The organism is Janthinobacterium sp. 78, from assembly GCF_003096775.1.
GTDB classification, from domain to species: domain Bacteria; phylum Pseudomonadota; class Gammaproteobacteria; order Burkholderiales; family Burkholderiaceae_D; genus Janthinobacterium; species Janthinobacterium tructae.
On the sequence record NZ_QENT01000001.1, the window covers coordinates 3,284,497 to 3,296,822 of the forward strand.

The 12,326-nt window shown below is 63.2% G+C and carries 11 protein-coding genes; 6 read left to right on the forward strand and 5 right to left on the reverse strand.

What is annotated here, in order from left to right:
* The first annotated feature begins 217 nt into the window (after positions 1-217).
* Entirely contained in the window at positions 218-673 is a 456-nt protein-coding gene (locus C8C92_RS14405; protein ID WP_116744326.1) for a tellurite resistance TerB family protein, read from the forward strand.
* A 32-nt stretch (positions 674-705) separates the two neighbouring features.
* On the opposite strand, the gene C8C92_RS14410 is transcribed toward C8C92_RS14405, so the two are convergent.
* The 4 genes from C8C92_RS14410 to C8C92_RS14425 all read right to left on the reverse strand — a co-directional run bounded on the left by C8C92_RS14410 (position 706) and on the right by C8C92_RS14425 (position 3,086).
* Positions 706-1,230: a hypothetical protein gene (locus C8C92_RS14410; protein WP_133250755.1), complete on the reverse strand. Its 525-nt coding sequence runs from the start codon at positions 1,228-1,230 to the stop codon at positions 706-708.
* A 63-nt stretch (positions 1,231-1,293) separates the two neighbouring features.
* Positions 1,294-1,686 carry a hypothetical protein gene (locus C8C92_RS14415; protein WP_116744328.1) on the reverse strand — a complete coding sequence of 131 codons (393 nt, stop codon included), beginning with the start codon at positions 1,684-1,686 and terminating at the stop codon, positions 1,294-1,296.
* Between the two features lie 33 nt (positions 1,687-1,719).
* Complete coding sequence (locus tag C8C92_RS14420; protein WP_116744329.1) at positions 1,720-2,169, reverse strand: hypothetical protein; 450 nt, start codon at positions 2,167-2,169, stop codon at positions 1,720-1,722.
* A gap of 185 nt (positions 2,170-2,354) precedes the next feature.
* Positions 2,355-3,086, reverse strand: a complete 732-nt coding sequence (locus C8C92_RS14425) for a helix-turn-helix transcriptional regulator (RefSeq protein ID WP_165829446.1) — start codon at positions 3,084-3,086, stop codon at positions 2,355-2,357.
* 277 nt (positions 3,087-3,363) lie between these two features.
* On the opposite strand from C8C92_RS14425, the gene C8C92_RS14430 reads away from it, so the two are divergent.
* Genes C8C92_RS14430 through C8C92_RS14450 form a run of 5 tightly spaced genes read left to right on the forward strand, consistent with a single transcriptional unit; the run spans position 3,364 to position 9,865 of the window.
* Positions 3,364-4,047 carry a VWA domain-containing protein gene (locus tag C8C92_RS14430; protein WP_099763898.1) on the forward strand — a complete coding sequence of 228 codons (684 nt, stop codon included), beginning with the start codon at positions 3,364-3,366 and terminating at the stop codon, positions 4,045-4,047.
* Between the two features lie 3 nt (positions 4,048-4,050).
* A complete protein-coding gene (locus tag C8C92_RS14435) occupies positions 4,051-4,809 on the forward strand; it encodes a PP2C family serine/threonine-protein phosphatase (RefSeq protein ID WP_116744331.1) in 759 nt (252 codons plus the stop codon).
* Positions 4,806-7,163 (forward strand): hypothetical protein, encoded by a 2,358-nt coding sequence (locus tag C8C92_RS14440; RefSeq protein WP_116744332.1) that lies wholly within the window; start codon positions 4,806-4,808, stop codon positions 7,161-7,163. The genes C8C92_RS14435 and C8C92_RS14440 overlap by 4 nt, the downstream gene beginning before the upstream one ends.
* 9 nt (positions 7,164-7,172) lie before the next feature.
* Entirely contained in the window at positions 7,173-8,519 is a 1,347-nt protein-coding gene (locus C8C92_RS14445; protein ID WP_116744333.1) for a toxin-antitoxin system YwqK family antitoxin, read from the forward strand.
* Positions 8,504-9,865 carry a toxin-antitoxin system YwqK family antitoxin gene (locus C8C92_RS14450; RefSeq protein WP_116744334.1) on the forward strand — a complete coding sequence of 454 codons (1,362 nt, stop codon included), beginning with the start codon at positions 8,504-8,506 and terminating at the stop codon, positions 9,863-9,865. The genes C8C92_RS14445 and C8C92_RS14450 overlap by 16 nt, the downstream gene beginning before the upstream one ends.
* A gap of 647 nt (positions 9,866-10,512) precedes the next feature.
* On the opposite strand, the gene nadB is transcribed toward C8C92_RS14450, so the two are convergent.
* Positions 10,513-12,126, reverse strand: a complete 1,614-nt coding sequence (gene nadB, locus C8C92_RS14455; RefSeq protein ID WP_099763893.1) for an L-aspartate oxidase — start codon at positions 12,124-12,126, stop codon at positions 10,513-10,515.
* Positions 12,127-12,326: the final 200 nt, after the last annotated feature.

Below are 12,326 nucleotides of genomic sequence, written 5' to 3' on the forward strand. Positions count from 1 at the left end.
AACAGGGGTAATGTCCCTCAATGGGGGGCATTACGATCACGAAGTGACTGACCCCGGCTCTTTGCCTGTGGGGTGAACCATGCCGCCACTGGCGCGATAGCCACAATGGTGTTGCCAATATAGTAGTTCCTTGCTTGCATTCCACCCCTGCGCCCTCATCTGGGTGGTAATGGTAGCCTGTAGCGCTGCCTCATCCGAACCAACCAGGAGAACCACCATGAGTTTCGATTCCTTTCTGTCCAAACTGAAGACCAAAGCAAGTGAACTGAAAACGGAAGCCCTGAAGTACAAGAACAAGGATTTCCTGAATGCCGCGATGGCGGGCTCGGCCTTGATCGCCATGGCCGACGGCAGCGTCAGTGCGGAAGAGAAGCAGAAGATGGTCAAATTCATTGAAAGCAATGATGCGCTGTCGGTGTTTACCACCACGGACGTGATCAAGGCTTTCCAGGACTATGTCAGCCAGCTGGAGTTCGACAAGGATATCGGCGAAGCCAAGGCGTATCAGGCGCTGGGCAAGATGAAGTCGAATGTGGAGGCGTCGCGCTTGCTGGTGCGCATGATTATCGCCGTCGCTTCGTCGGACGGCAATTTCGATGCCAACGAGCAGCGCGTGGCCAGCAAGATCGCGCGCGAGCTGGGCTTGAATCCTGGAGAGTTCGAGCTGCAGTAAATCGCCAAGCCAGCCGGCCCCGGCTGGCTAGCCTAATTCTTGTCCCACCACGGCGGCGTGCCCGACGACCAGGGGCACGCCATTTCCACTTCGCGTATCCTGTAGCGGATCTCGATCACCTGGCCTGGGCTGAAGGGACCGCGTCTCCAGTCGCCGGAATCAAAGACGTAGCCTTTGCCCTTGATGCAAAGACTGGTCGGATTGTTGCCGATGGGACCGGTCGAGTGCAGGGTGACGCGCACTTCGCCGTTGGCGTCCAGCGGGGCGTCGCCGCCCATGAAGAGTGGATCCGAGCCGACGTCGCAGACAGTGGTGCTGCCGATCTTGCTGCAGTGCTTGATATACGTTTGCTGGCGCGCATTGGCCAGGTAATCGTCATGCCGCATCGGCTTGCCGTCGTCATAGGTAAAGCGCAGGGTGACTGGCGTGGGCTCGCTGGCCGGGTGGCGCGTGGTGCTGGTGCAGGCGGCGCTGACCAGGGCCAGCAGGGGCCAGGCCAGCAGGCGCAGGGTGCGGCGCAGCATGGATGGGGATTTACCGCCGGATGGATGCTGCATGTGCCGTTGCCATTTGTCTCATGAACTGGACGGCGATCATAGCATGCGAAGGCAGCCGTTCCGCTAGGACGCGCCGTGATTCAATTCCTGCAGCACCTGCTTGCACAGCACGCCATAACCCACGCCCGTGCCGCGTTTGTGTGCGGCCAGGTCGTAGCCGGCGCTGATGTCGTTCCACGCCACGCTGCCAGGCAAGGGGCGCAGGGCGTCGTCCAGGTCCATCTCGAAGTGGATGAAGTGGCCGTCAGCGCTCAGCAGCTTGCCGTACACGGCGGGCATGCCGGGCCAGGCCAGCTGCAGGTCGAGCATGAGGGCCGTGCCCAGCGCCACGCCATGGCTGGCGGCGCACTGGCGCAAGGCGTCGGGCAAGGGGCGCGCGCGCCACCAGGCCGCCGTCTGCTTGATGGTGGCCTGAGTCTGCGCGTTTTGCTGTTGGACAGAGTACTGTTTGCTCATGGCTGTCACCCATGTGGAATGCAACTTGCCGCCTTAGCGCGATGCCAGGCTCATGCTTTGCACGTGGGCTGGCACGATGGCGCCGCTGGCCAGTTTTTCGGCCGGCACCCGCATCAGCACTTCGCCACCCACGCTACCATCGTCGCGCAAGTCGATGCGCATGGCCAGTTGTCGGTCGAGCGCCACGAAGCTGTTGCTGCTGCTGGCGAGGATGCGGTGTTCGTCCTGCTCATCGATGCGCGCATACATGATGGCGCCGATGCTGCCCGCATTGCGCAGGTGGAGCACCTGGCCATTCGACAGCTCATAGCCGCCGCGGAACGGGGCAAACATTTCCGCACTCATGAAGTGCCTGTGGGCCGGCAGTTCGATCGTGTGCAGGCGCCCGCCTGGAATGGTGACGGTCTGGCTGTCGGGTAGTGATTGCGCATTTGCCAGCAGGGCGCAGACGCCCAGGGTGCCGGCCAGGATCCATGTTTTCATTTTCCAGCCCATCCTTGAAATTGGTGCCGTCCGCTGCCGGCGCGGCGATGTTGATGTGGGTGCCAGGGAAACCGAACCGGCTGGTCCGCACACGCTGTGGTCACACTGGCAAGGTGCGGCCTACCGGTCTTGCCAGTGTAGGCAGGCAAGTTGCACCGCGCATCATCCGATCGGATGACACGGCCTCATGCATCGAGTACGGCCAGGTGCGCCGTTGCGCCGTGGATCAGGGCGATCAGCTCGCCCTGGCGCCGTGTATCCGTCTTTAAATAGGTGTGGTGCAAATGCGTCTTGACGGTGTTGACGCTGATGCCGCTTCGGGCGGCGATTTCCTCGATGGTGGCCCCTTGCGCCAGCGCCTTGCCGACCTGCGCTTCGGCTTGCGTCAGGTCAAACAGCTGGCGCAAGGCAGGGACTGACGTGCCCGCTTGTGCGGGGTCGCGCGCGATCAGCAGCGCACAGGCGGGCTGGCAAGCGGCAAGCGGGGTGAGAGTCAGGGCCAGCGGCGCTTGCTGCTTGCGCGCCAGGCGCAGCGACTGACATTGCGCCGCGCCACCGGCGCTGGCGATCACCAGGCGCACGGCGCGCACCAGGGCGGGCGGGGCGGTGTGTTCCAGTTGCGCCGCATGCAGGGCGTGGCCGGCGGGGGTGGCGAAGCGCAGGCCGAGGTTGGCATCGAGCACCAGCACAGCGGCACCCATAGCGTCGAGCGCCGCCAGCGCGCAGTGGCTGGCCAGTTGCGCCTCGCGCAGGCGCTGCTGCAGGCACAGCGCGCGTTGCAGATGCGGCAGGAGCTCCTGCCATTGCTGGCCGCTCAGGCCAGCGCTGTCAAGCAGTGGCCAGTCGCCTGTGCCGCAGGCCGAGTCGTACAGGGCGCCGATCAGTTTGCCCACATCCGTTACGGTAGCTGTACCCATGCTTGCCCCCATTTCCTGATGACATCAGCGTGCCGCAGGCGTGCAAGTGCGGAGCTGGGTAAGGGCGGTGTTGCGCAGCGATCGGCCCCACCTTTGTGAGGAAGGTCTGGTCGCTGTCATCTGTCCTGGGCAGCTATCAAGATAGTACAAAGATATCGGTGCTGCAATGGTTTGCGCAAATCTGCCTGGATAGTGTTCTGTAGGAAACTCGCGCGGCAAAAATGCGGCCATGATGTAAGATTCGCACTATGTCCGATTTCACATTTTCCGATTGCCCATGAGTTCAATAATGATTCCCGACGTCGCCCTGGTCGACAATACCGAACAACGCACGCCGCTGGTGCTGGTGCTGGACTGTTCCGGCAGCATGGATGGCGAACCCGTCTCGCTGCTCAACGAAGGCCTGGCCTTGCTGGAACAGGAACTCAAGTCCGACGTGATCGCCGCTAAGCGCGTGCGCATCCTGGTGATTCAATATGGCGCCCACGATGAAGCGGTGGTGGCCAGCAACTGGTGCGACGCCATGGATTTCACGGCGCCCCGCCTTGAGGCGAACGGCACCACGCCGACCGGCGCGGCCGTGGAACTGGCGCTGGCCGAAATCGAGCAGGAAAAGCAGCGCTTCCGCGCCGCTGGCGTGGCGTACACGCGGCCATGGCTGTTTTTGATGTCGGACGGCGAGCCGACGGACCAATGGCAGCATGGCGCCGAACAGGCGCGCGCGGCCGAGCAGGCGAATAAAGTGGCGATCTTCCCCATCGCCGTGGGCGACCACGCGAATATCGATACCCTGGGGCAGTTTTCCAGCCGTGGCGAGCGCGGCGTGAAGCAGCTGAAAGGCTTGCAGTTCCGCGAACTGTTCCTGTGGCTGAGCGCCAGCATGCAGGTGGTGTCGCAGTCGCGTCCCGGCGCGCAGGCGCAGCTGGCTTCGACGGACGGCTGGTCCGTCGTAAGCACCTGATCCATGGCCGCAGTACAGAATACCTGGCGCGTGTTCGGCGCGTCCGTCACGGGCAAGGCGCACCTGGATAAAGCCATCCCTTGCCAGGATGCGCATGCGCACGCCATCGTGGGCGATGTGCTGGTGGCCATCGTCTGCGATGGTGCCGGTTCGGCCCGGCTCAGCGAACAGGGCGCGCAGTTTGTGGCCGCGCACACCGTGCAGGCGCTGGCCGGACGGCTGGAGCAGGGCGCCACGGTGCAGGATTTGCACGACGGCGCGCTGGCGGGCACGCTGGCGCAAATCCGCGCCGCGCTGGACGACATCGCCCGCGCCGCCAACGCCACCCTGGACGACTACGCCTCTACTGTCGTGGGCGTGGTCATGGGGCAAGATGCCGGCTTCTTCTTCCACCTGGGCGATGGCCTCGGTGTGGCACAGTTGGCCGACGGTAAGGAGCTGATCTCGCTGCCCGCGAATGGCGAATACGCCAACGAAACCTATTTTCTGTCGGGGGAGCGCTGGCGCGAACAGTTGCGCCTGTTGCCCATTCCCCAGTCCGTGCGCGGCGTGGTGCTGATGTCGGACGGCTGCATGCCCTTTGCCATGAGCAAGAACAATGCAGCCTTGTACGCGCCGTTCATGGATGCCGTGCAAGGCTATCTGCGCACGGTCGACAGCGTCGAGCTGGGCAACGAAGCATTGGCATCCACCCTGGCCGACCCGCGCACGCACCAGATCACGGGCGATGACAAGACCCTGCTGCTGGCCTTGCGCGCATGAGCCAGAAGCAGGGCGGGACACCGGGCCTGAGTCCGGGCGGCAAGATCTGGCTGGATAAAGTCCGTACGCTGGTGCTGGGCAAACTCGTCAAGAGCGGCGGCGCGGGCAGCGTGTATCTGTTGCCCGGCGCGCCTGCGCGGGTCGCCAAGCTGTACCACCCGCACCTGGACCGGGCCGCCAACCGGCGCAAGCTCGAAGCGATGCTGGAATTGTCGCCCGAGTTGCCCGATCAAGTGGAAAACGGCAAGCGCTACGTGCAGATCGCATGGCCGCAGGCGGCCGTGTTCGACGGCCAGGGCGGCTTTGCCGGCTTCGTCATGCCTCTGCTGGACATGGCGCAGACGGCCGAGCTGGAACAGATCATGCAGGAGCGGCAAGCGCGCGCGGCCGGCCTGCCCACGGGGCTCGGTCCCAAGCTGACCCTGGCCGCCAACCTGGCCGCCGTCATCGATGCGCTGCACCAGCAGCAGCATTACGTGGTCGATCTGAAACCCGTGAACCTGCGCTTTTACCGCGATTCGCTGTACATCGCCATGCTCGACTGCGATGGCTTCAGCATCCAGGGCCATGCGGAGCGCTTTCCTGCCGAGCAATTCACAGCCGACTACCTGGCGCCGGAATTCCAGCGCAAGGGCATGCCGGCGGGCACGGAAATGGCGCAAGACCGCTTCGCGCTGGCCGTCGTCATCTTCCAGTTACTGAACTTCGGCATCCACCCGTACAGCGGGCGGCCCGGCAATGCGCAAGTGGCGACCGATATTCCCGGGCGCATCCGCGACGGCTGCTATGCGTATGGCGTCAAACGCCACAAGCAGCTGGCACCAAACGCCACCAGCGGCCACGCACTGATGCCGCCCGAGCTGCGCGCCATGTTCGACCGCGCGTTTTCGCCGTCGCCGAAGCCCCAGCGGCCATCGGCGGCCGACTGGGCACAGCTGTTGCGTGGCTTTGCACAGCGCAGCGGCGGCAAGCTGGTCGTTTGCGCCGTGAATCCCGAACACCAGCATTTTGCCGGCCAGGGTTGCGCCGCCTGCGCGCGCGACAAGGTCATCGTCGCGGCCGGGCAAGCGTCCATGCAGGCGCAGCAGATGCAGTTGCAACAGCAATCGTTGCCGCCGCAGCGCAGCCCGCGCGGCGCGCACGGTGCGCATCATACTGCGCCGGGGCAGGCGCCCGCCGCCAATCCAGTGGCGGGCAACACTGGCGGCGGCATCACGGGCAAGGGCTGGGCCGTGGTGGTGCTGCTGATCGTGCTGTTCCTGATCGGCTTTACGGCCTGGACCTCGTCGCCCGATGAAGCCAAGGCCAAGGCCAGCTTGCAGGCGCAGGCCGAGCAGGCGGCTGGCCTGGAAGTATTTCGCTGGCGCACGCGCAAGGCGGCCGGTTTCCAGCCGTCCGATGCGCGCAAGGCCGTGCGCAGCCTGTCGCAAGCGATCAGCAAGGGCGACGATGACGCCGTCACGCGCGGCTTGCAACTGTTGTACCGTTCCGGCCAGGAAAAGCCGTCCGACTACGGCGTCGACCGCACGCAGGCGCAGCTGCGCGCCTCGTTGCTGGAGGGCCTGGGCTGGGTGCCCGGCTATGAGCCGGGGCTGGTCGCGACCTATCTTGACCTGCTGCAAGCGAACCCGCGCGACCATCTGGTGGCGGCGGCGATGGGCCGCATGCATCTGAGCCTGAACGAACCGCAGGCGGCGCGCCAGTACTTCGAGCAAGCCGTGTGGGCGCACCCGACGGATGGCACGGCCTGGCTCGGCATCGCGGCCGCGGCGCAGCTGCGCGGCGGCGACGAGGGCGATGCCGTCAATCTGGTGGCGCTGGCGCAACTGACGGCTTACCGCTACGCCGTGGAGCATGCCTTGCCGGCCGAGCCGGGGCAACCGGCTGACAATGGCGTCGCGCGCATGACGCAGCGCATGGATCTGAACGCCAAGGTGCTGCGTCTGGCGCAGCCGGGCGCTTACCAGAAACGCTGGGACAAGGTGCTGGCCGATGGCGCGCTGCTGGCAACCAGGCTGAAGGCCTTGCCGCCCTTGCGGGACCAGGTCGGCAGTGTACAGCGCGAGACGATGACGACGGTTGCGTATGGCGTGCTGGACGAAAAGCACGCAAGGGGTGAAAACCGCCTGACCCTGACCATCGCGGCCGACGGCAGCCTGACCTATGCGGCGGCCGAGTTGCCGATGGAGCCGATGCTCAACAAGGTGCTGCTCGATAGCGTCAAGCGCTGGACCTACTTGCCGGCCGTGCAGCACGGTCAATTGCGGGATGCCGAGGTGGTGGTGCTGGTGCGCTACCGCGATGGCCGGGTCAGCTTCGTGCCGGGCGGCGTGGCCGTCACGGCGGAAAATTAAAGGAATAGCATGAAAATCAAGACGATATGCGCCGTGTTGGGCGCCTGCTTGCTGTGCCCAGGCATGGCGCAGGCGGACATCGTGCAGCGCCTGGTAGTGACAGCCATGGCGGCCGAACCAGATAGCGAAGGCGGTGATGTGTTCAGTATTGCGGGCACGACGGCCTGCGGCGGCAAGCAGATACGCATGGATGCCCGCTCGGTGAACCTGGACGAGGCGCCGTACGACGCGCTGAAAGCCGATCTGGCCCGGCACATTCGCAACAAGACGCCGATGCTCGTCACCCTGAAAAAATGCCCGGACGATGTGAGCGTGCCCATCGTGCGCCAGATCGCCGCCTGCACGCCAGCGGCCTGCGCCGATGGCCGGGCGCGGCTGTACCTGCACGAACGTTTCTTCCCCATCGAGCAAGAAAAAGCACCGAATGTGCTGCTGTTGCCCTTGCCGAAAGGCAAGCTGCCAGGCACATGGAAGGTGGACGTTTACAGCGTGGCAGGCCACAAGCTGCGCCTGTCCGGCCACGTCAACAAGGCCGATTATGCCTCCGGGGAACTGGTGGGCGGCTATGTCTCGTATTACCCGGACGGCAAGGTCGAGAAACAGGTGGCGCAGGATGGGCAGGGCCGGCAGGATGGCGTCACCAGTCTGTATCGTGCCGATGGCAGCCTGGAATCGCGTGGCAACTGGCGTCACGGCTTGCCGGAAGGCACGCACCAGCAATATCACGCCACGGGCAAGCTGCGCGAGGCCAGCGTGTACCGCGAGGGCAAGCGCGTGGATGGTCCCGTGCAGACGTTTGACGCGAATGGCAAGCTGAGTACCAGTTTTGTGCTGCGCGAGGGACGCATGGAAGGCGAATTGCTCACGTATTTCTCGGATGGAAAAGTAGCGGGCCGCACGCAAGTGAGCAAGGGCAAGTTCAATGGCAGCAGCGCGGAGTACTATCCCGATGGCGCCGTGCGCGCCAGCATGACGCTGGTCAACGACCTGCCGGTCGGTGAAGCGCTGGAGTTCTATCCGGACGGCAAGGTGCAAAGCCGCCAGCAGTATGGCGACAAAGGTGGGCTGCTGAGTATCCAGCGCTACAGCCCGCAGGGCGTGCTGGTGCTGGAACGACGCTGGGATGCGCAATTGCGCGAGCAGGGCACGTCGCGCTCGTGGTACGAAAGCGGCAAGCCCGAGCAAGCCATCGACTATGTGAACGACCGGCGCGACGGCTGGAGCCGCAGCTGGCGCGAGGATGGCAGCCTGAAGAATGAATGCCGGTATGTTGCCGGCAAGGCACAGGGTGACTGCGGCGAAGCGCCGCCAGCGCCGGAACTGCAGCGCAAGGAGCAGGCATGGCGCGCACTTTGAAACATTTGTTTGGCGCCATGCTGCTGTTGCCGGCGCTGGCCCACGCCGAGATTGAGCAGCGGCAAATAGTCACCGCGATCAAGGCGACGCCCGACGGCGATGTGCTGACCCTCGCCAGCGACAGCGGCTGCGGCGGCAGGCAGGTGCTGATGAATGCCGTTTCCGTACGCCTGGATGAAGATCAGTATGTTGCCATGAAGCAGCAATTGGCTCCCTTGATCCGCGACAAGACGCCCTTGCTGATGCGTATCCAATCCTGTCCCGCGCCAGGCGGTGCTGGCGCGTTCAGCATGCCCGAAGTTGGCAAGCTGGGCGGATGCGAGCCGCAAGCCTGTGCCGACGGCAAGGCGCGCCTGTACCTGAATCACAATCTGACGCGCGGCGAAATCAAGGAACAGGCGCGCTATGCGCTGCTCCTGCCGCTGCCGCCAGGCAAGACGCCGGGCACCTGGCAAGTCGAGATCTATCACGTGCGCGAAGGCGAGCCGAAGCGGCTGATCGGCCAGGTCAACGATCCCGATTACCTGCGCGGCAAGCTGGTGGGCAACTACAGCATGTATTACCCGCATGGACAAGTCGAGATGCAGGTGGCGCGCGAGGGACGCAGCTTGCAGGAGGGAGTGCAGACCCTATATCACCCGGACGGCAAGGTTTCCATGCGCAACACGTGGCGCAATGGCGTGCAGGACGGGGAAGAAAAGACCTACCACCAGAATGGCAAGCTGATCGAGTCGCGCACCTACCGCAACGGCGCCCCCGCCGATGGCCTGGTGGAAACCTTCGACCAGGATGGCAAGCTGCGCACGCGCATGACCCAGGTCAAGGGCCAGCCGGAGGGCGAACTGCTGCTGTTTTATCCCGACGGCACCGTGGAAAGCCGCAGCCTGTATGTGAACGGCATCCAGACTGGCCCCAGCACCGGCTATTTCCCGGATGGCAAGGTGCAGCGCACTGCCAACTACGTTGACGGCAAGCCTGCGGGCGACAGCGTCGAATATTATCCTGACGGCAAGGTCGCCAGCAAGCGCACACACAGCGGCCACTTTGTATTGCGCAGCGAACAGCGCTTCAGCCGGGCCGGCGTATTGATCGTGCACAAACAGTGGAACGCAGGCGGGCGCGAGGAGGGCGCATTGCGTTCCTGGTATGCCGATGGCAAGCCGAGGCAGCTGATCGAATATGTCGATGGCGAACGTCAGGGCTGGACGCGGCACTGGCGCGCGGATGGCGGGCTGGAGAGCGAATGCCGCTATGTGGCCGATGTGGCGCAGGGGGAATGTACCGGGGCGTCTGGCAGGATGTCGTACACGGAAGATGGGATTGAGTTTGAGATGCCGGAGCTTTGAACGTATAAAGTGTATTTCAACAGCGCTAGAGCAGTTTGAGAATGACGGTATTTATCTAAGTGGTTGCATATTTACTACATAAGTTCAGTCAATTGGCTCTATTTGTAGTGGAAAGAAAGGCTTTATCTCTTGCCTATTGGAATAGGGCTATAGTCATCGTACCAAAAAATATAGCCTCAAGGAAACGGCAATCTTTTTTGCGGGCGCAACGACACGCCACTATGCCGGAACTTGAAAGAAGTAAATGATCAAATACTTAGCGATATCAATGGTGCTCTTCACCAGCATTGCTAATGCCCAAGTGCATGTAAATGGGTATACGAAGAAAGATGGAACGTACGTGGCGCCGCACCAAAGAACGGCACCTGACAGTACCATTTCGAATAACTACAGCACACAGGGCAATGTCAATCCCTACACCGGGAAGGCTGGAACTGTTCCGAATCAAGCAGATAGTTCGTACGGATATCAGCCTCAGGCAAAGCCAGCTCCACGCCAGGAAATTCAACCACTACAACCTCTGCCATCGTTTCAACCAACGCAGCCACCGCCACAGCCATCTATATGGGGCACGCAAAAATAAAAGGGTGTTCTGACGAGTTGCCGGGGAGTATGCCAGTGAGGCATCTCCCCGATCACGAATAAGTTTACCGGTGCGGTGGCGTCAACACGCTGGCGATGGCCTTTGGCAACGTTTCCGGATAGTCGCGGCTGAAGTGCAGGCCGCGGCTTTCGCGGCGGGACAAGGCGCTGTTGACGATCATCGAGGCCACGTCGACCAGGTTGCGCAGTTCCAGCAAGTCGTGCGTGATGCGGAAGTTGCGGTAGTACTCGTCGATTTCTTCCTTCAAGAGGGCAATGCGGTGCTGGGCCCGTTCCAGGCGCTTGGTGGTGCGCACGATGCCCACGTAATTCCACATGAAGCGGCGCAGCTCGTCCCAGTTGTGGGAAATCACCACCTCTTCATCCGCATCGGTGACGCGGCTTTCATCCCAGTCGGGCAGGTACGGCGTGCCCAGCTTTTCCTTGCTTTCGATGTCCTGCGCGCAGGCGCGGCCGATGACGATGCATTCCAGCAAGGAATTGCTCGCCAGGCGGTTCGCGCCATGCAGACCCGTGCACGCCGTTTCGCCCACCGCATACAGGCCAGGCAAGTCGGCGCGGCCCGCCAAGTCCGTCACGACGCCGCCGCACGTGTAGTGGGCGGCCGGCACGATGGGGATAGGCTGCTTGGTGATGTCGATGCCCAGTTCCAGACAGCGCGCGTAGATGGTGGGGAAGTGCTCGATGAGGAATGCGGCCGGCTTGTGGCTGATGTCCAGGTGCACGTAGTCGAGGCCCCGCTTCTTGATCTCGAAGTCGATGGCGCGCGCCACTACGTCGCGCGGCGCCAGTTCGGCCCGCTCATCGTGGGCCAGCATGAAGCGCGTGCCGGCTGCCGCGCCCGCTTCAGGCGGCAGTTTCAGCAAGCCACCTTCGCCACGGATGGCTTCGGTGATCAGGAAGGACTTGGCATACGGGTGGTACAGGCAAGTCGGGTGGAACTGGATGAATTCCATGTTCGACACGCGGCAGCCGGCGCGCCAGGCCATGGCGATGCCGTCGCCGCTGGCCGTGTCCGGGTTGGTGGTATATAAATACACCTTGCCGGCGCCGCCCGTGGCCAGCACGGTGTGCTCGGCGGCAAAGGTCAGTACTTTACCGGTTTGCTCATCTTGCACGTACAGGCCGTGGCAATGCGGTTGCGCGTTGCGCTGGGTCGGCTTCATGCCCAGCTTGTCCGAGGTGATCAGGTCGATGGCGCAATGGTGTTCGAACAGGCTGATGTTCGGGTGGGCGCGCACCTTTTCTTCCAGGGTCACTTGCACGGCGTGCCCGGTGGCGTCGGCCGCGTGGATGATGCGGCGCTGGCTGTGGCCGCCTTCGCGGGTCAAATGAAAACCGAGCTCGGCCGTAGCGTCGCGCGTAAATGGCACGCCTTGCTCGATCAGCCACTCGATGGCTTCGCGGCCGTGCTCGACGATGTAGCGCGTGGCGCTCTCGTCGCACAGGCCGCCGCCGGCGATCAGGGTGTCTTCGATGTGCTGCTGGTGGCTGTCGCCCGAGTCCAGCACGGCCGCGATCCCGCCCTGCGCCCAGTTGCTGGCGCCATCGAGCAGCGCGCGTTTGGAAATGATCGCGACAGTGCGCGTCTCAGCTAAATGCAGTGCAACCGATAAACCCGCCAGGCCACTGCCGACAATCGCTACATCAAATTTCATGACATTCATCTCTTTTAGGGGAAGCATACTATATGCCATTTCCCCTCATTCGGTAATGTGTTGAGATAAATTATGCAAGCGAAAGATAGCTGGGGCCGTAGCTTGTGGCGCATCAATGTCTTCGCGGAACAGTTCGCCATCATGGCAAGACCGGTGGCAGACCGCCTTGTGCGCGGCGCGCTGCCTTTGCCGCAGGAGGC

What these genes read in the sequence shown, in the direction of transcription:
- C8C92_RS14435 (WP_116744331.1), top strand. Translation starts at nt 4,051, where the DNA reads ATGGCCGCAGTACAGAATACCTGGCGCGTGTTCGGCGCGTCCGTCACG.
- C8C92_RS14425 (WP_165829446.1), bottom strand. Translation starts at nt 3,086, where the DNA reads ATGGGTACAGCTACCGTAACGGATGTGGGCAAACTGATCGGCGCCCTG.
- C8C92_RS14410 (WP_133250755.1), bottom strand. Translation starts at nt 1,230, where the DNA reads ATGCAGCATCCATCCGGCGGTAAATCCCCATCCATGCTGCGCCGCACC.
- C8C92_RS14420 (WP_116744329.1), bottom strand. Translation starts at nt 2,169, where the DNA reads ATGAAAACATGGATCCTGGCCGGCACCCTGGGCGTCTGCGCCCTGCTG.
- C8C92_RS14405 (WP_116744326.1), top strand. Translation starts at nt 218, where the DNA reads ATGAGTTTCGATTCCTTTCTGTCCAAACTGAAGACCAAAGCAAGTGAA.
- nadB (WP_099763893.1), bottom strand. Translation starts at nt 12,126, where the DNA reads ATGAAATTTGATGTAGCGATTGTCGGCAGTGGCCTGGCGGGTTTATCG.
- C8C92_RS14450 (WP_116744334.1), top strand. Translation starts at nt 8,504, where the DNA reads ATGGCGCGCACTTTGAAACATTTGTTTGGCGCCATGCTGCTGTTGCCG.
- C8C92_RS14445 (WP_116744333.1), top strand. Translation starts at nt 7,173, where the DNA reads ATGAAAATCAAGACGATATGCGCCGTGTTGGGCGCCTGCTTGCTGTGC.
- C8C92_RS14415 (WP_116744328.1), bottom strand. Translation starts at nt 1,686, where the DNA reads ATGAGCAAACAGTACTCTGTCCAACAGCAAAACGCGCAGACTCAGGCC.
- C8C92_RS14440 (WP_116744332.1), top strand. Translation starts at nt 4,806, where the DNA reads ATGAGCCAGAAGCAGGGCGGGACACCGGGCCTGAGTCCGGGCGGCAAG.
- C8C92_RS14430 (WP_099763898.1), top strand. Translation starts at nt 3,364, where the DNA reads ATGAGTTCAATAATGATTCCCGACGTCGCCCTGGTCGACAATACCGAA.